The sequence below is a fragment of the Nonomuraea sp. LP-02 genome (assembly GCF_036289125.1).
GTDB lineage: Bacteria > Actinomycetota > Actinomycetes > Streptosporangiales > Streptosporangiaceae > Nonomuraea > Nonomuraea bangladeshensis.
Genome location: NZ_JAXCLK010000001.1, coordinates 3,705,761 through 3,723,283 on the forward strand (window position 1 = coordinate 3,705,761; position 17,523 = coordinate 3,723,283).

The window sequence follows — 17,523 nt, forward strand, 5'->3', positions numbered from 1 at the left end:
GGCTGACCACCGCTCCACCCGCCGGCCTCGGCGGCCCGGACCCGGAACCGCCATCTGACCGGCACCCGCCGGTCCGGACCCGCCGCCTTACAGACCCGGCCGGTCCTGGCTCACGTACCTGATGAGCTGGGCCGACCGGGTCTGTCGGCGTACGGTCAGGACGGCGCGGGCGAGAAGATCAGCGTGGCATTGTGGCCGCCGAAGCCGAAGGAGTTGGACATGACCGGCGCGGCCGGCATGGACCGGGCCTCGGCGACGACGTCGAGGTCGCACTGCGGGTCGAGGACGCTCAGGTTGGCCGTCGGCGGGACGGCGCACTCGTTCAGCGCGAGGACGGCGGCCACGGCCTCGATGGCTCCGGCCGCGCCGATCGCGTGCCCGGTCACCCCTTTGGTGGAGGTCACCGGCACCCGTACCGTCCCGAACACCTGGTTGATCGCCCGCGCCTCGGCCAGGTCGTTGAGCGGGGTGCTGCTGCCGTGCGCGTTGACGTGCGCGATCTCGCCGGGCGTCAGCCCGGCGTCGGCGAGGGCGGCGCGCATGCAGCGGGCGGCCCCGTCGCCCTGCTCGGGCGGCGCGGTGATGTGGTGGGCGTCGGAGGAGAACCCGAGCCCCGACAGCTCGCCGTAGATGTGGGCGTCGCGGGCGAGGGCGTGCTCCAGGTTCTCCAGGACGACGAACGCGGCCCCCTCCGCCAGCACGAACCCGTCGCGGTCCCGGTCGAAGGGCCGGCTGGCCCGTTCCGGCGCGTCGTTGCGCAGCGACAGGGCGCGGCAGCGTTCGAAGGCCAGCAGCACGGACGGCGTGATGGACGCCTCGGAGCCGCCGGCGACGGCCAGGTCGGCGGTGCCGTCGCGGACCAGCCGGGCGGCCTCGGCGATGGCGTGGGCGCCGGAGGCGCAGGCGGTCGCCACGGACAGACTGGGGCCGAGGATCCGGTGGCGGATGCTGATCGCGGCCGCCATCGCGTTGTGCATGACCATCGGGACGTGCAGCGGGCCGGGGTTGCCGCGGCCCGCGTGGCGGCCGGAGAGCAGCCCCGCCTCGTAGGTCAGGGCGCCGCCGAAGCCGCTGCCGGTGACGACGGCCTGCCGCTCGGGCGGCGTGCGCACCGGTCCGGCGTCGTCCATGGCGTCGTCCATCGCGTCGCCGGCCGCGCAGACCGCGAGCTGCGCCACGCGGTCCAGGCGGGAGGCCTGCTTGGGCGTCAGGTAGCCCTCGACGTCCAGGCCGGTGACCTCGCAGGCGAACGTGGCGCCGAGCCCTTCTGTGTCGAACGAAGTGATGCGGCGCGCGGTGGAGCGGCCGGCGAGCAGCGCGTCCCACAGCTCCTTGGGGTGCGCGCCGGCCGGGGTGCGCACGCCCAGCCCGGTGACGGCCACCCGGGCGCGCGGCCTCGCCGCTGCTCCGCCGCCGGTCGCCGGGCTCATCCCAGGCGCTCCGGTGCCAGCTCGCGGGCGCGGGCCAGCACGTCGCCCACGGTCCGTACGTCGGCGAAGGCCTCGCGCGGCAGCGGCCCCCACTCGTCCTCCAGCGTGACGTGCAGCTCGGCCAGGTCGAGGCTGTCGGCCTCCAGGTCCTCGCGCAGCAGGGCGTCCTCGGTGATCCTCATGGGATCGACCTTCAGGATGTGCGCGCAGCGTTCGCGCACCACCGCCAGGATCTCTTCGTCGCTCACGTCGGGCTCCCTTTCGCGCAGGTCAGCGTGATGGCCGTGCCGCCTAGCCTGGCCGATGGCAGGAAAGATGATCACTTGTGACGCGAGGTCCGCCGTTAAGGAATTGATCAAGTTTGCCCGTTCGGCGGTGCGCGGTCCCGGCGGCCTTAGGCGCGCTCCCTAGGGTGGGCGTCCACGGGGACACAAGGGGGGAATGGGCATGCGCTACGCCCACGTGGCCGGGGTGGCCGTTCACCTGCCGGAGCGGACGCTCACCAGTGCCGAGCTGGAGGAGGAGCTCGCGGCCCGCAATCCTGGGGCGCACGTGCCGCGCGGCCTGATCGAGCACGCCACGGGCGTGCGGCGACGGCATGTGGCGGAGCCCGGCCAGACGGTCGCGGGGCTGGCCGCGCGGGCCGCCCGCAAGTTGCTGGAGGAGACCGGCCACACGCCGCCGGCCCTCGACCTGATCATCTTCGCCGGGGTGAGCACGGACGTCGTCGAACCCGCCAACGCGCACATCGTGGCCGCCGAGCTGGGCGCGGACTGCCCGGTGTTCGACGTGCGCAACGCCTGCAACGGCGTGCTGAACGCGATCGAGCTGGCCGAGACGCTGATCACGGCGGGCCGGTACCGCACGGTCCTCATCGCCTGCGGCGAGCGGGCCACTTCGGCCATCCGCTGGCGGCTCGGCCCGGACGACGAGTTCGCCGCGGCGATCCCCTCCTACACCGTCTCGGACTCGGGCACGGCGCTGCTGCTGCAGGCGGCGACCACGCCGGGCGTGCTGGGGCACCGGTTCTGCGCGTACTCGCCCGCCTGGCGCTCGGCGCTGGTCCCGGTCACGCCGCTGCCGGAGGGCGGGCTGGAGATCGGCGTCTTCGCCGTCGACTTCCAGGAGCTCGCCATCGGCATGTGCAAGCTCGACCTGGACGTGCTGCGGCGCCCGCTGACCGACCGGGGCCTGGACTGGGACGACCTGGCCGCGATCTGCGTCCACCAGGCGTCGCTGCCGTCCCTGCACGCCTTCTGCGAGCTGGCCGGGATTCCGGTGGGCCGGGTCGAGGTGACGATCGAGGAGCACGGCAACCTGGTGGCCTCCAGCCTTCCCGTGCAGCTCCACCAGGCGATCAGGGCCGGCCGCGTACGGCGCGGCGACCTGGTCGCCCTGGTGGGCCTGGCCGGCGGGGTGAGCGCGGGCACCGTGCTCCTGCGCTGGTGACCGGCCCGCCCGGGGGCGGGCCGGACACAACGGTCAGTCCATCTCCACCACGGCCGCGGCGAACTGGGCGGAGTAGAGCCGGGCGTAGGCGCCGCCGGCCGCGAGCAGCGACTCGTGCGTGCCCTGCTCGACGATCCGCCCGTTCTCCATGACCAGGATGAGGCTGGCGTCGCGGATCGTGGAGAGCCGGTGGGCGATGACGAAGCTCGTACGGCCCTCGCGCAGAGTGCTCATCGCCCGCTGGATGAGCACCTCGGTCCGGGTGTCCACCGAGCTGGTGGCCTCGTCCAGGATGAGGATCGCCGGGTCGGACAGGAACGCGCGGGCGATGGTGATGAGCTGCTTCTCGCCCGCGCTGACCGTGCCGCCCTCCTCGTCGAGCACGGTGTCGTAGCCGTCGGGCAGGGTGTGCGCGACGCGGTCGACGTGCGCGGCCTGCGCGGCGGCCTCGATGCGCTCGCGGGTGGCCTTCTCGCCGCCGTAGCCGATGTTCTCCGCGATCGTGCCGCCGAACAGCCAGGTGTCCTGAAGCACCATGCCGATGTTGCCGCGCAGCTCCTCGCGGGACATCGTGGCGATGTCGACGCCGTCGAGCGTGATGCGTCCGCCGGTCACCTCGTAGAAGCGCATGATGAGGTTGACCAGCGTGGTCTTGCCCGCTCCCGTGGGGCCCACGATGGCGACCGTCTGGCCGGGTTCGACGGTGAGCGACAGGTTCTCGATCAGTGGCCGCTCGGGGTCGTAGCGGAAGGACACGTCCTCGAACGCCACCCGGCCCCTGACCTGCTCGGGGCGGGCCGGCTGGGCGGGCTCCGGCGACTGCTCGGCGGCCTCCAGCAGCTCGAAGACGCGCTCGGCCGAGGCGACGCCCGACTGCACCAGGGCCGCCATGCCGGCCACCTGCATGAGCGGCTGGCTGAACTGGCGCGAGTATTGGATGAACGCCTGCACGTCGCCCAGCGAGATCGAGCCCGAGGCCACCTTGAGCCCGCCGACCACGGCGACCAGCAGGTAGTTGAGGTTGCCGATGAACATCATCGCCGGCTGGATGACGCCGGAGATGAACTGGGCGCGGAAGCTGGAGTCGTACAGGGCGTCGTTGTGCCGGTCGAAGGTCTCGGCGGCCTCGTTCTGCCGGCCGAACACGCTGACCAGCGTGTGCCCGCCGTACATCTCCTCGATGTGGCCGTTGAGCTTGCCGGTGGAGGACCACTGCTTGACGAACTGCGGCTGCGAGCGCTTGCCGATCGCCGCGGTGACGTAGACCGAGACCGGCACCGTGACCAGCGCGATGAGCGCCAGCACCGGCGAGATCCAGAACATCATCGCGAGCACCGCGATCACGGTCAGCACCGACGAGACGAGCTGGCTCATCGTCTGCTGGAGCGACTGGGCGATGTTGTCGGTGTCGTTGGTGGCGCGGCTGAGCACCTCGCCGCGCGGCTGGCCGTCGAAGTAGCTGAGCGGCAGCCGGGACAGCTTGGTCTCGATCCGCTCGCGCAGCCGGTACGCGGCCCGCTGCACGACCGTCGTGGTCAGCCGGAACTGGGCGACGCCGAGCAGCCCCGCCAGCACGTAGACCGCGAGCGCCCAGGCCAGCACGTACGCGAGCGCGTCGAAGTCGATGCCCTGGCCGGGCACCACGTGCATGGCCGCGACCATGTCGGCGAAGGTGTCCTGGCCCCGGGCGCGCAGCCCGGCCACGGCCTGCTCCTTGGTGACGCCGGCGGGGAGCTGGGCGCCGATGATGCCGGAGAAGATCAGGTCGGTGGCCCGGCCGAGGATCTTGGGCCCGGCCACGGTCAGCGCGACGCTGGCCGTGCCGAGGGCGAGGACGACGGCGAGCAGCCTGCGTTCGGGACGCAGCAGCAGCATCAGGTTGCGGAGCGTCCCGCGGAAGTCGGAGGGCTTCTCGGCGGGTCCGGCCATCATGCGGCCGGGGCCGAACCCGGGTTGCGGGCGGCGCGCGGGCGCCTGCGCGGCGGTCATGCTGCCTCCTGTTCGGTGAGCTGGGACAGCACGATCTCCCGGTACGTCGGGCAGTCGTCCATCAGCTCGGCGTGGGTGCCGGAGCCGACCAGGCGGCCGTCGTCGAGCACGAGGATGCGGTCGGCGTCGCGGATCGTGCTGACGCGCTGGGCGACGATGACGAGCGTGGCGTCGGTGATCTCCTCGGTGAGCGCGGCCCGCAGCCGGGCGTCGGTGGCGTAGTCGAGGGCGGAGAAGGAGTCGTCGAACAGGTAGATCTCGGGCCGGTGCACGAGGGTCCTGGCGATGGCCAGGCGCTGGCGCTGGCCGCCGGAGACGTTCGTGCCGCCCTGGGAGATGGGCTCCTCCAGGCCGCCGGGCATGGCCTCGACGAAGTCGCGGGCCTGGGCGATCTCCAGGGCGTGCCACAGCTCCTCGTCGGTGGCGTCCGGACGGCCGTAGCGCAGGTTGGAGGCGACGGTGCCGGAGAACAGGTAGGGCGTCTGCGGGACCAGGCCGACCGCGCGGGAGAGCGCGGCCGGGTCGAGCTCGCGTACGTCGACGCCGTCGACCAGCACCTCGCCGGCGCTCGCGTCGAACAGCCGCGGGATGAGGTTGAGCAGGGTGGTCTTGCCGCTGCCGGTGCTGCCGATGATCGCGGTGGTGCGGCCGGGCCGGGCGGTGAAGCTCACGCCGGACAGCACCGGCTCCTCGGCGCCGGGGTAGCGGAAGTCGACCGAGCGCAGCTCCAGCTCGCCGATGTGGCGCTCCGGCGTGACGGGCTCGGCCGGCGGGCGCACGGTCGGCTCGGTGCCGAGCACCTCCTCGATGCGCTCGGCGCACACCTCGGCGCGCGGGATCATCATGAACATGAACATCGCCATCATGACCGACATGAGGATCTGCATGAGGTAGGAGATCACCGCGGTGAGCGCGCCCACCTCCATGTCCCCGCCGGCGATGCGGTGGCCGCCGAACCAGACGACGGCGACGCTGGAGAGGTTGACGACCAGCATGACGGTGGGGAACATCAGCGCCATCAGCCGGCCGACGCGCAGCGAGACGTCCGTCAGCTCGTCGTTGGCGACGCCGAAGCGCTCGTGCTCGTGCGTGTCGCGCACGAACGCGCGGATGACCCGGATGCCGGTGATCTGCTCGCGCAGCACCTGGTTGATGCGGTCGATGCGATCCTGCATGGTACGGAACAGCGGCCGCATGCGCGCGACGACCAGCGCCACGATGACGATCATCAGCGGCAGCGCGACCAGCAGCAGCGACGACAGCGCGACGTCCTGGTTGAGCGCCAGCACGATGCCGCCGACGCACATGATCGGCGCCGCCACCATCATGGTGAACGTCATGAGGACGAGCAGCTGGATCTGCTGCACGTCGTTGGTGGTCCGGGTGATCAGGGACGGCGCCCCGAACTTGTTGACCTCCTGGACGGAGAAGGCCTGGACCCTGTGGAAGATCGCGGCCCGCATGTCGCGGCCGAGCGCCATGGAGGTGCGGGCGCCGTAGTAGACGGCGACGACCGAGCAGACGACCTGGACGAGCGTCACGCCGAGCATCACCAGCCCGACGCGCATGATGTAGGCGGTGTCGCCCTTGACGACGCCGTCGTCGATGATGTCGGCGTTCAGTGTGGGGAGATAGAGCGTGGCCAGCGTCTGCACGAACTGGAAGAGGACGACGAGCGTGATCTCTTTCCCGTACGGCCTGAGCTGGACCCGCAGGAGGCGGAGCAGCATCAAGGGGCGCTTTCTGTGGGTGGGGTGGGTAAGGGCCGCACGAGCAGCCCGTCGAGCAGGATGGAGACGGTCTCCTCGTCGTCCATGTCACCGAAGTCGCCCATGACGGGGCCGTGGTGCACGCGCACCGCGACCAGCATGAGCAGCAGGTGCGCGGCGGCCTCGGGGGCGCGGCGCAGGCGGTCGCGGTCGGGCTCCATGACGGCGGCGAGGCCGGCCGCGATGCGGTTGCGCATGTCGAACATCCGCTGGTGGAACTCGGCGTCCTCGGTCATGAGCTCGCGCGGGGCGGCCATGAGCCGGGCGTTGGCGCTCATGCCCTCGCGCAGCAGCGTGACCGCCCTGCACAGGCGTTCGCGCAGGTCCAGCGCCGGGTCGATGGCCTTCAGCGCCTCCACCGCGGGCTCCGGGTCGAACGCGCTCATCAGCGCCGCCCGCAGCAGCGAGGCCTTGTCGGGGAAGACACCGAAGATCGTCCCCTCGGCCACGCCCGCGGCCTCGGCGATCTGCCGGGTGCTGAGCGCGGTGCCGTGCGCGCGCAGCAGGGGAATCGTGGCGGCGATGAGCACGGCACGACGGGCTTCCGGCGCCATGGCCGGCACTCTTCGCCGTTTCGTCATGGGAGGGAGTGTAATGAGCGAGTGCTCACTCGTTCCACCCATTTATCGGGATGAGCGTTGACAGGCCGCTGCCTCGGAAAATACGTTGGGCATGGAAAAGTGATCGATCACTTTATGTTGCGAACCTGATCGCGTGAGGAGTGCCCGTGCCTTTACCGCCGACCCCGATCCGGGTCGCCGTCGCCGGAGCCGGCGGCATCGCGAGCGGCGTCCACCTGCCCGCCCTGGCCGCCGCGGGCGAGGCCGTCCGCGTCACCGCCGTCTGCGACCTCGACCCCGCCCGCGCCGGGGAGCTGGCGGACGCCCACGGCATCCCCGGCCGCTACACCGACCTGGACGCCCTGCTGGCCGCCGAGAGCCCGGACCTCCTCGTCGTCGCCACGCCGCCGGTCGCGCACCGGGAGGCGGTCATCGCCGGCCTGCGCGCGGGCGCGTGGGTCTGGTGCGAGAAGCCGCCCACGCTGTCGCTCGCCGAGTACGACGAGATCGCCGCCTGCGAGAAGGAGGGCGGCCCGTACGCGGCCTACGTCTTCCAGCACCGCTCCGGCAGCGCCGCGCGGCGGCTGCGCCGGCACCTCGCCACGGGCGAGCTCGGCCGGCCGCACGTCGCCGTGTGCAACACGCTGTGGTACCGCGGGCACGACTACTTCGAGGTGCCCTGGCGCGCCAAGTGGGCGACCGAGGGCGGCGGCCCCACCATGGGCCACGGCATCCACCAGATGGACCTGCTGCTCGACCTGCTCGGCGACTGGGACGAGGTGCACGCCGTGGCGGCCACGCTCGGCCGCCGCACCGAGACCGAGGACGTCTCCTTCGCCATCGTCAGGTTCGCGAACGGCGCGATCGGCTCGATCGTCAACAGCGTCCTGTCCCCGCGCGAGACGAGCTACCTGCGCTTCGACTTCACCGACGCCACCGTCGAGGTCGAGCACCTGTACGGCTACGACAACTCCCACTGGCGCTGGACGCCCGCGCCGCACGTCACCGACCAGGACCGGATCGCCGGCTGGCAGCCGGAGGATGACGTGCCCAGCTCGCACCGGGCGCAGCTCGGCGAGGTGCTCGCCGCCATGCGCGCGGGCGAGCGCCCGCCCGCGTCCGGGGCCGACGGGCGCAGGGTGATGGAGCTGATCACCGGGATGTACCAGTCGGCCTTCACCGGCCGCCCCGTGACCCGGGCCGAGCTCGGCCCGCCGAACCCCTTCTACCACGCGCTCAACGGCGGCGACCCGGCCCGCGCCGCCGCCGTCCTGCGCCGTGAGCATGAGGAGAGCCGTGAGCACGAGGAGAGCAGCAGCCGTGACTGATCGCGAGCTCGGCGTCCGCGACGAGGGCAAGGCCCTCGCCGTCACCGCCGGCGAGGTGGAGATCGCCCGTTACGTCCACCGGCCCGACGCCCCCGACGCCGAGGCGCCCAAGCCCTACCTGCATCCCCTGCGCAGCCTGAGCGGCGCTCCCCTGTCGTCCTACCGGCCCTGGGACCACCGCTGGCACAAGGGCCTGCAGATGACCTGGGCCCACCTGTCGGGGCAGAACTTCTGGGGCGGCCCCACGTACTCGGCGGAACGCGACTACCACTGGGAGGACAACCTGGGGCAGATGCGCCACGTGGACTTCACCGCCGTCTCCGCCGACGGCGACCGGGTCACGGTCGAGGAGACCCTGCACTGGGTGACCGCGGCCGGGGAGCACTGGATCACCGAGCGGCGGCGGCTGGCCTTCCACGGGGTGGACCCCGGGCGCGGGCTCTGGGCGCTGGACTTCGCCACCGAGCTGCGCAACGTACGCGGCGCCGTCCTGGACTTCGGCAGCCCCACCACGCACGGCCGTCCCCTCGCCGGGTACGCGGGCTTCTGCTGGCGCGGCCCCCGCTCCTTCACCGGCGGCACGATCCTCGCCGCCGGTGGGCGCGGCGGCCCCGAGATGATGGGCGAGCAGGCCGACTGGCTGGCGCTCGCCGGGCAGCACGACGAGATCGACGGCGGCGCCACCGTGCTCGTCCTCGCCGGGCGCTCCAGCGCGGCCGTACCGATCAAGTGGTTCGTGCGGCGGGAGCCGTTCGCCGTGATCAGCCCCTCCCCCTCCTTCGACGAGGAGATCGCGCTGGCCCCCGGCGGCACGCTCGAACTCGCGCACCGGCACGTCTTCGTCGACCACGTGTGCGAGCGGGCCGAGCTGGACGAGCTGGGCGAGGAGTTCGCGCTGTGACGCCGCTCTTCCCCGGCGGCACGGCGATCAGCGACCTGTGCGTCTACGACTGGGCGTGCCCGGACGGCGGCCACGGCGGCACCCCGCACCTGCACACCGTCTCCACCGAGGCGTACGTCGTGACCGAGGGCCGCGGCGAGGTCCACACGCTGAGCGCCGCCGGCTTCGCCAGGGACCGGCTGGAGCCGGGCTCGGTGCTGTGGTTCTCCCCCGGCACCGTCCACCGGCTGGTCAACGAGGAGGGGCTGCGGCTGGTGGTGGTCATGCAGAACGCGGGGCTGCCCGAAGCCGGGGACGCCGTCCTGACCTTTCCCGAGGAGGTGCTGCGCGACCGCGAGGCGTACCTGGCCGCCGCCACGCTCCCGGCCGGAGGGACGGAGGCCGAGCTGGCCGCCGCCGCCCGCGCCCGGCGCGACCTCGCGATCACCGGCTTCGGGCGGCTGCTCGACGACGTCGGGCGGCGGGGCGGCGCGGCGCTGGCGGACCTGCACCGGCTCGCCGCCGACCTCGTCCGGCCCCGGGTGGAGACGTGGGCGGCGCTGTGGAGCGAGACGGTGGCGGCCGAGACCGAGCGCACCCGCGCCCAGCTCGCGGCCCTCGCCGACGGCGACCCCGCCCACCTCGGCCAGGCGACCGTGGTCCGCACCGCACCCCGCCCTGGCCCACGCGCCTTCGGCATGTGCGGCCGGCTCAAGACGTGGACCCCCGTCCCGGACGGGCCTAGCGCGGTGGCGGGCCCGCGGACTCGCGGATGATGACCTGGTTGAGTGAGCGCGCGGCGGGCTCGGGGGCCGGCTCGCCGCGCACTTCCGCGACCAGCCTGGCCACCGCCTCGCGCCCCTGGACCTCGCGGTCCACCGCCACCGTCGACAGCGACGGGGTGGCGAAGCGGCCCAGCTCCTCGTCGTCCCAGCCGAAGACGCTGACGTCGCCGGGGACCCGCCAGCCGCGGGCGAGCGCGGCCCGCACCGCCCCCATGGCGACGTGGTCGTTGGCGGCCACGATCGCGGTCACGCCGCAGTCGTCGGGCAGGGCGTGGACGGCGTCGTAGCCGGACCGCGCGCTCCAGTCGCCGGCGGCGACGCCGTACGAGGTCAGCCCGCGGCTCTCGATGGTCTGCTCGTAGACGCGCTTGCGGTTGCGGGCGGAGGCGAAGCTCTGCGCGCCCGCGATGTGCAGGAAGACCCGGTGGCCGAGCCCGGCGAGGTGGTCGATGATCTCGGCGACCGGGGAGGCGTCGGCCAGCTCGTTGACGCCGCGCAGGTTGTCGTCGTAGTCGCCGGTGACGACCACCGGGACCGGGGCCCGCGCCGGGTCGAGGTCCAGCGGCGACAGCGACAGGATGCCCTCGACCTGCCCCGACGCCGCCAGCTCCAGCACCCGCTCGGCCCTCGCCCTGGCGTCGCCCTCGACGCTCACCACCTCCAGCTGGAAGCCCTCGGCGTGCGCGGCGGCCGAGGCGGCGCCGAGCAGGCGCACCGGCCACAGGTAGGCGGAGGCGGGCAGGGTGATCGCCAGCCGGTTGGTGCGGCGGGTGCGCATGGACCGGGCGACGAGGTTGGGCCGGTAGTTGAGCTCCTGGACGACCTCGTCGATCTTCCTGCGGGTCTCCGGCTTCAGCCCTTCGTTGTGCCGGAAGTAGCGGGAGACGGTCTGGTGGGAGACGCCGGCGCGCCGGGCCACCTCGTGGATCGTGACGCGCGGCGTGTCGGACCGGCCCATGGGGACCCCCCTTCCGCGCCCTCGCGCTCCGTCCCGCCCAGCCTAGCGCCGAGTCCTCGGGTAGGCCGCCGAGCGCAGCCCCGCGAGCACGCGCAGGCGGCGGGCCAGATGGCGGTGCCACTGGGCGAGCCGGAGGTCGGGCCCGTCGTCCAGGCCGGCGCAGCCCGCCAGCCGCTCCCGCAGCAGCGCGCAGCGCTCGTGCGCGGCGGCGAGCTTCAGCATGGCCTCCGACCTGCGCAGGGCCGCCGACCACACGCGCCGGGCGGCCTCGCCCGGATCGTGGCCGGGCAGCGGAAGCGGCTGCTCGCCGGGCTCGTACGCGCCCGCCCGGATCCGGACCAGACGGTCCTGGATCAGCGCGCGGGCCTCCGCGGCCCGCCGGGCGTCGGCGGCGGCCGTCCTGGCCCGCTCGCCGTGACTCAGCGGCTCACGCCCCATCGCTCCTCCCGTACGCCAGGAAAAGCTCTCCGTCGTCATTCAGACACAGGCGGGGAGGCCTCGCAACCTCCTCGCGGGAATGCGTGCGGAACGGGCCGCGGGCGGGGCGACGCCCGCGGCCCGGACCTGTCTACTGGACGTTGATCGTGTCCACCTCCACGGTGATGCCCTTGACCTGCGGCGTCGAGGTGGCGGTGGTCACCTTGCCGGCCCCCGCGCTGACGCCCTTGATCTTCATCGAGTAGGTCAGCGTCCCGCCGGGCGCGCCCGGCGTGCTCGTCACGACGAGGTCCTCGGTCGGCGGCCCGGAGATCTGGCTGCCGGCGGTGCCGTCGGCGTTCTCGGCGCCCACGGTCAGCCCCGCCCCTGCGGGCGGCGCCCCGGGCAGGTTGCCGGGGTCGTAGGCGTAGCTGATGTCCTCGGCGCCGTTCACGCCGATCCACTGCTGGAAGACCTTGAGGTCGCCGGTGCCGTACAGGTTGACCCGCCACTCGACGACCACCCACCGGTTGACGCCGTCCGTGAGGATGGTGGCGTAGACGCCGGGCGCGCCGGTGCCGTCGAGGTCGGTCCAGTAGGGGGCGAGGACGCCGTTCGGCCGCGCCGGGTCGGGCAGCGTCTGCGGCTGGAAGGCGATGTCGTCCGAGCCGTTCGTGCCGCCCGCGACGGTGTAGCCGTTGGAGACCACGCCGATCCTGTTGTAGGTCCGGCCGGCGAACGCGAACGCGGGCACGTTCAGGTTCACCGCCTGCTCGTCACCGATCGGGATCGGGGCGACGCCGAAGATGTCGAGCGGGATGTACCCGGCCGGGCCCGAGCCGGGCGCGATCGCCGGCCGGTCGGGCTGCCGGGCGGCCAGCGTCGCCTTGGCGGTGGCGATCTGGGTGCCGACCTTCGTGGCCCCGGTCACGCTGTTCAGCCGCAGCCGCGCGTCGAGCGTGCTCAGCGCGGTGACCTCGGCCGCCTCAAGGCTGTTGTTCTGGACGGTGACGGTGCAGGTGGACTCGCCGGTGTTCCTGGCGATGGTCGCCGGCGCGCAGGTCTGCTCGACCGGGACGATGCCCTCCTGGCGGTAGAACGCCACCGGCAGGTGCAGCGCGCGCGAGCCGCCGACCTGCTTGAGGTCCACCTGCCCGAAGTACTGCCCGTCGGGCAGGTCGGGCGCGGTGATCACCACGCTGATCTTGGCGCTCTTGCCGGGCGCGACGGTGACGAGCGGCGGCACGACGGCGATGGCCGCGCCGTTGACCGTCCGGCCGGTGGCGGTGAAGACGAGCGCGCGGTCGGTGACGTTCTTGACGGTGCGCTTGACGGTGATGACGCCCGGCATGACGGGGGCGTTCACCGACGGCAGGTTGAGGTCGATGCGGCCGGCGGGGTCGGTCGCGGAGGCGGCGAAGTTCGCGGCGCTCTCGTCCAGGGTCAGGCCGGGGTCGCCGGCCTTGGTCAGGTCGATGCGCCCGCCGCCCATGTCGAACGGGTCGGCCGGGGTGGTCCCGTCCGGCTTGGTGACCGACGTCTTGCCGGTGGTCTCCAGCGCCGACTTGACCTGGCCCGGCGTCCAGTCCGGATGCAGGGCGAAGACGAGCGCCGCCGCGCCGGCCACGTGCGGGGCCGACATCGAGGTGCCCGAGATGACCTGGAAGGAGTTGCCGGGCGGCCCTTCGAGCGGTGACTCGGGGGTCGGGGTCATGCCGGCCAGGATGTGCAGGCCCGGCGCGGTCACGTCCGGCTTGAGGAAGTCGCCGCCGGGACCGCGCGAGGAGAAGTACGTCATCCGGTCGCCCTGCCAGGCCGTCTTCGTACCCTGGGTGAAGGAGGCGGTGGCGCCCGGGTGGGAGGACAGGAACGCCAGCAGCGCGTCCGACTCCGGCTTGTCGAGGTGCACCGTCGGGAGCCAGTGGGCGTCGGTGAAGACGTCGAACGGGACGGCGTTGTAGAGGATCATCCCGGCCGCGCCGCCCTGCCTGACGTTGAAGCTCTTCAGCACCCGGTTGGGGCCGCGCTCACAGGCGACGATCTTGCCGGTGAACAGTCCGGGGGGCGCGGGCGCGTCGCACAGCGGCCGCGAGTACGGCGGCGCCGAGGCGAGCACCACGGGCAGCGGCGAGGCGAGCCCCGCGGTGATGGAGGCGCCCTTGACCGTGGCCGTCGCGCCGCCGCCGCTCAGCGTGAGCGTCGACTGGAACGTACGGCCCTGCGTGGACGCGGCGACCGTGGTGACCCACGGACTGCGGTGGTCGGTGGTGTTGGCGCCGGGACCGGAGTTGCCGGCCGAGGCCGAGACGAGCACGCCGGCCGCGTACGCGTCGAGGAAGGCCAGCTCGACCGGGTCGCTGTAGGGGTCGCTGCCGCCGGAGATGGAGAAGTTGATCACCCGGACGCCGTCCAGGATGGCCCGCGCGACCGCCTGCGCCGAGTCGGACTGGAAGCAGCCCTCCGCGCCGCACACCTTGTAGACCGACACGGCCGCGCCGGGCGCGATGCCGTTGATCGGGCCGCGGCTGATGCCGAGCGGGTTGGCGTCGGCCACCGGACCCCCGGCCGACGTGGTGGCGGTGTGGGTGCCGTGGCCGTTGGAGTCGCGGGCGCTGTCGGGATAGACGTCCCCGCCGACGACCTCGTTGTACGTCTCCAGGAACGCCCGCCCGCCGATGAGCTTGTTGTTGCAGGTGAACGGGTCGCTGGCGGGCGTCAGCGGGTTGTCGCCGAAGTCGCACGCGCGCGGCGTGCCGTCCTTCGTGGGCGGCGGCGCGGGCAGGCCGGGCCGGGCGGCGAAGGACGGGTGCTCGGGCCAGGCGCCGCTGTCCAGGACGCCGACGATCACGCCCTTGCCGGCCGTGCCGCTGCCGCCGAGCTTCGGCCAGACGGCGTCGGCGCCGATGAAGGCCGGGCTGGAGTCGGTGAGCAGCTGCTCCAGCCTGTCCTCCTGGACGGCGGCGACGCCGGGCAGCTTCAGCACCTCGTCGGCCTTGTCGCCGGGGATGCGCAGCGCGATGCCGCCGTACACGGTCCTGATGCGCTGGCCGACGGCCGCGCCGGGCACCTTCGCGGCCAGCTCGGCGAGGAAGGCGTCCTCGACCTTCTGGATGTGGCCGGTGTACTTGCGGGCGTCGGCGCTGCCGGTGTCCAGGGCCTTGCCGGTGACGGCGGGGCTGGTGCCGGGCAGGCCGGGCAGGCCGCCGCGGTAGGCGGCGAGCGAGTCGTAGTCGAGCTTGACGACGACGTTGACGGGCTTCGTGGAGGTGGCGCGAAGCAGGGCGGGGTCGCTCTTGGCGAGCTTGCCGGACGGGGACTTGGCGCCGTCCACCAGCTCGGCGCCGGTCAGCGGGATGGCCGTCCACTTCCCGGGCGGCGACGGTGACGGCTCCGGGGTGGCGAGCGCCGCCGGGCTCAGGGCCAGGACGGCGCTCAGGCCCGCGGCGACCGCCACGAGCCTGCGCACACGGGGTAACAGGGCGCTGGATGACACGAGAACCTCCTCGTCGAGGGGCTGCGTGGACCTCGTCCTGCCCGCTCGCGGAGGCGTCGCGTCACCCGGCGCGAGGGCATGCCGAAGAGAGCGACCCTCCCCGGCGGGTGACGAGCGGAGCGTCCGTCCCGGTAGGGGCGGCTGGGCTCCGGACTGGAGTGTAACCAGGGAATCCCTGGCCGAGAACACGGTAGATCATCCCAATCTGCGGCGTCGTACCATGGTGGCCGGCAGGACCGGGGATGACGTGCGGCTTCCCCAGGAAGACGGGACGGGCACGGTGACGGACACGTTATCCGCTTCGCGGGCTGGTTCGGACGCGGGCGGAGCGCGGTGGGCGGCCGGGGCGCTGGCCGCGCTCGCGGTGACGCTGACCGTCGCGGGAACGGCCGTGCAGTTGTCGGTGCCGCGGGAGTGGGCGCCGTGGCCGCCGTTCGTGCCGGACCACGCGGCGGGGCTGGCGTTCCCGCTGACCGGGGCGTTCCTGATCCGGCATCGGCCGCGGCTGCGGCTGGCCTGGCTGATGTGCGTGGGCGGGCTCGGCTCCGCGGTCGCCATCATGGCCGTCGGGCTGCAGAACGCCTCGGCCGCGGGCGGCGACCTGGAGAGCGCCGGCTGGCTGCGCATCGCGGCCGTGGCGGGCTGGGCGGTGGCCGCGTGCACGTTGTCGTCCCTGCTGCCGCTGCTCTCCCCCGACGACCGGCTGCCGTCGCGGCGGTGGCTGCCGGTGGCGGTCCTGACCGTGGTGGTGAACCTCGCCGAGGGCGTGCGCAACGCCGTGCGGCCCGCGCCGCTCGTCAACCGCTATCCCGAGGTCATCCCCAACCCGCTCGCCGTCGAGGCGCTGGCCCCCTACAACGCGAGCCTGCAGGCCGGGCTGACGCTGGCGATGAACGCCTGCGTGGTGCTCGGGCTGATGTCGCTGGTCGGGCGCATGCGGCGGGCGGCGCCGGCCGGGCGGCGGCAGATCGCCTGGCCGCTGTCGGCGTTCGTCGTCTACACCGCGTTCGTGCTGCTCGGGCAGGACTACTGGGCGCTCGCGACGATCTGGACGGCGGCGATCCCGGTGGCGATCGCGTTCGCGGTGCTGCGTCACCGCCTGTACGGCATCGACACCGTCATCAGCCGTACGGTCGTCGCGACCGGCCTCGTCGTCACCGTCGGCGCGGTCTACTTCGGCGTCAGCGCCCTCGCCGGGCTGCTGCTGTCGGACTACGACCAGCTCGCCGGGCTGGCGGCCACGCTCACGGCGGGCGCGCTGTTCCAGCCGCTGCGCGCCCGGCTGCGCCGGATGACCGACGCCATGCTGTACGGCCGGCACGGCCGTCCCGAGGAGCTGGCCAGGCGGCTCACGATCGAGGTGGGCGCCAGGGAGCCGGCGAACGCGCTGGCCGCCGTCACGTCCGTGGTGCGCGACGGGCTCGGCGTGACCGGCGTCGTCGTCGAGGTCGGCGGAGCGAGCGTGGACGGACCCGGCGGGGCCGCGGGCGAGCCCGGCCGGGCCGAGATGCGGGTGGAGCTGGGCGTGGCCGGGGCGAAGCCGCGCGAGGTGCCGCTGGTGTGGCACGGCGAACCGGTCGGCCGCATGCTCATCGGCCCGCCGGGGCCGCGCCGCTTCTCGGCCGCCTACACCGAACGGCTGATCGGGGCGGCGGTCCCCTACGTCGCGGACGTGGCGCACGCCGTGCTGATGGCCGCCGACCTGCAACGTTCCAGGGAGCGCATTCTGACCGCCCGCGAGGAGGAACGCCGCAGGCTCCGCCGCGACCTGCACGACGGGCTCGGCATGGCGCTGACCAACATGGCGATGTCGCTCTCCATCGCCAGGATCAACCTGCGCCAGGCGCCCAGCGCGGCCGACGCGCTGCTGCTGGACCTGCGCAGCGGCATGGACGCGGTCAGCCAGGAGGTCCGCGAGCTGGTGTACGGCCTGCGCCCGCCCACCCTCGACGACCTGGGCCTGGCCGGGGCGGTGCGCGCGCTCGCCGCCGAACCGGGGCCGCCCGTGGAGGTCGTGGCCGAGGGCGAGACCGGCGACCTGCCCGCGGCGGTGGAGGTGGCCGCGTACCGGATCGCGCAGGAGGCCCTCACGAACGCGCGCAAGCACGCCGCCGCCGGGCACGTCACCGTGACGCTGACCCGCTCGGAGCGGGCGCTGGTGGTGCGGGTGCGCGACGACGGCAAGGGGCTGCCCGCGGTGCGGCGTTCCGGCGTGGGCTTCGCCTCGATGCGCGAGCGGGCCGCCGAACTCGGCGGCACCTGCCTCATCACCTCGCCGGGGACGGGCACGCAGGTGGAGGCGATCCTCCCGCTCTGAACGCTCCCCCGGCGGCGGGCCGGGGCCGCGGCGCTCGTCATGCGCCGCGGCTCGGCCGGGCTGTCGTCAGGAGTTGCAGCCGCAGGAGCAGTCGGATGAGCATGAGCAGGACGAGCCGTGACCGCAGGAGCAGTTCCCCTTATTCGTG

The 17,523-nt window shown here is 73.5% G+C and carries 13 protein-coding genes; 5 read left to right on the top strand and 8 right to left on the bottom strand.

What is annotated here, in order from left to right; all coding sequences use genetic code 11:
- Window positions 1-155: 155 nt before the first annotated feature.
- Both SMD20_RS17255 and SMD20_RS17260 read right to left on the bottom strand, forming a co-directional pair.
- Window positions 156-1,430: a beta-ketoacyl-[acyl-carrier-protein] synthase family protein gene (locus SMD20_RS17255; protein WP_329581894.1), complete on the bottom strand. Its 1,275-nt coding sequence runs from the start codon at window positions 1,428-1,430 to the stop codon at window positions 156-158.
- Entirely contained in the window at window positions 1,427-1,678 is a 252-nt protein-coding gene (locus SMD20_RS17260; RefSeq protein ID WP_329581896.1) for an acyl carrier protein, read from the bottom strand. The genes SMD20_RS17255 and SMD20_RS17260 overlap by 4 nt, the downstream gene beginning before the upstream one ends.
- 199 nt (window positions 1,679-1,877) lie before the next feature.
- On the opposite strand from SMD20_RS17260, the gene SMD20_RS17265 reads away from it, so the two are divergent.
- The gene (locus SMD20_RS17265) at window positions 1,878-2,879 is read left to right on the top strand and encodes a 3-oxoacyl-ACP synthase III family protein (RefSeq protein ID WP_329581900.1); all 1,002 of its coding nucleotides are present in this window, start codon (window positions 1,878-1,880) and stop codon (window positions 2,877-2,879) included.
- 33 nt (window positions 2,880-2,912) lie between these two features.
- On the opposite strand, the gene SMD20_RS17270 is transcribed toward SMD20_RS17265, so the two are convergent.
- From SMD20_RS17270 to SMD20_RS17280, 3 genes are read right to left on the bottom strand one after another with little or no spacing between them, the layout of a single operon-like run.
- Entirely contained in the window at window positions 2,913-4,868 is a 1,956-nt protein-coding gene (locus SMD20_RS17270) for an ABC transporter ATP-binding protein (protein WP_329581903.1), read from the bottom strand.
- Window positions 4,865-6,598, bottom strand: a complete 1,734-nt coding sequence (locus SMD20_RS17275; protein WP_329581906.1) for an ABC transporter ATP-binding protein — start codon at window positions 6,596-6,598, stop codon at window positions 4,865-4,867. The genes SMD20_RS17270 and SMD20_RS17275 overlap by 4 nt, the downstream gene beginning before the upstream one ends.
- A complete protein-coding gene (locus SMD20_RS17280; RefSeq protein ID WP_329581909.1) occupies window positions 6,598-7,218 on the bottom strand; it encodes a TetR/AcrR family transcriptional regulator in 621 nt (206 codons plus the stop codon). Before SMD20_RS17280 ends, SMD20_RS17275 begins: the two co-directional genes overlap by 1 nt.
- A 146-nt stretch (window positions 7,219-7,364) precedes the next feature.
- Between SMD20_RS17280 and SMD20_RS17285 the strand changes: the two genes are divergently transcribed.
- The 3 genes from SMD20_RS17285 to SMD20_RS17295 are packed head-to-tail and all read left to right on the top strand — an operon-like array spanning window position 7,365 to window position 10,181.
- Window positions 7,365-8,525: a Gfo/Idh/MocA family protein gene (locus tag SMD20_RS17285; protein ID WP_329581912.1), complete on the top strand. Its 1,161-nt coding sequence runs from the start codon at window positions 7,365-7,367 to the stop codon at window positions 8,523-8,525.
- A complete protein-coding gene (locus SMD20_RS17290) occupies window positions 8,518-9,426 on the top strand; it encodes a PmoA family protein (RefSeq protein ID WP_329581914.1) in 909 nt (302 codons plus the stop codon). The genes SMD20_RS17285 and SMD20_RS17290 overlap by 8 nt, the downstream gene beginning before the upstream one ends.
- Complete coding sequence (locus tag SMD20_RS17295; protein ID WP_329581917.1) at window positions 9,423-10,181, top strand: cupin domain-containing protein; 759 nt, start codon at window positions 9,423-9,425, stop codon at window positions 10,179-10,181. The genes SMD20_RS17290 and SMD20_RS17295 overlap by 4 nt, the downstream gene beginning before the upstream one ends.
- Here SMD20_RS17295 and SMD20_RS17300 read toward each other — a convergent pair.
- From SMD20_RS17300 to SMD20_RS17310, 3 genes are all read right to left on the bottom strand, one after another.
- Window positions 10,147-11,148: a LacI family DNA-binding transcriptional regulator gene (locus tag SMD20_RS17300; RefSeq protein ID WP_329581920.1), complete on the bottom strand. Its 1,002-nt coding sequence runs from the start codon at window positions 11,146-11,148 to the stop codon at window positions 10,147-10,149. The genes SMD20_RS17295 and SMD20_RS17300 overlap by 35 nt on opposite strands.
- A 42-nt stretch (window positions 11,149-11,190) precedes the next feature.
- Window positions 11,191-11,586: a hypothetical protein gene (locus SMD20_RS17305; protein WP_329581923.1), complete on the bottom strand. Its 396-nt coding sequence runs from the start codon at window positions 11,584-11,586 to the stop codon at window positions 11,191-11,193.
- Window positions 11,587-11,716: 130 nt separating this feature from the next.
- A complete protein-coding gene (locus tag SMD20_RS17310) occupies window positions 11,717-15,058 on the bottom strand; it encodes a S8 family serine peptidase (RefSeq protein WP_329581926.1) in 3,342 nt (1,113 codons plus the stop codon).
- 280 nt (window positions 15,059-15,338) lie between these two features.
- Here SMD20_RS17310 and SMD20_RS17315 point away from each other — a divergent pair, with 280 nt between their 5' ends.
- Window positions 15,339-17,375 carry a sensor histidine kinase gene (locus SMD20_RS17315; protein ID WP_329581929.1) on the top strand — a complete coding sequence of 679 codons (2,037 nt, stop codon included), beginning with the start codon at window positions 15,339-15,341 and terminating at the stop codon, window positions 17,373-17,375.
- The last annotated feature ends 148 nt before the right edge of the window (window positions 17,376-17,523 follow it).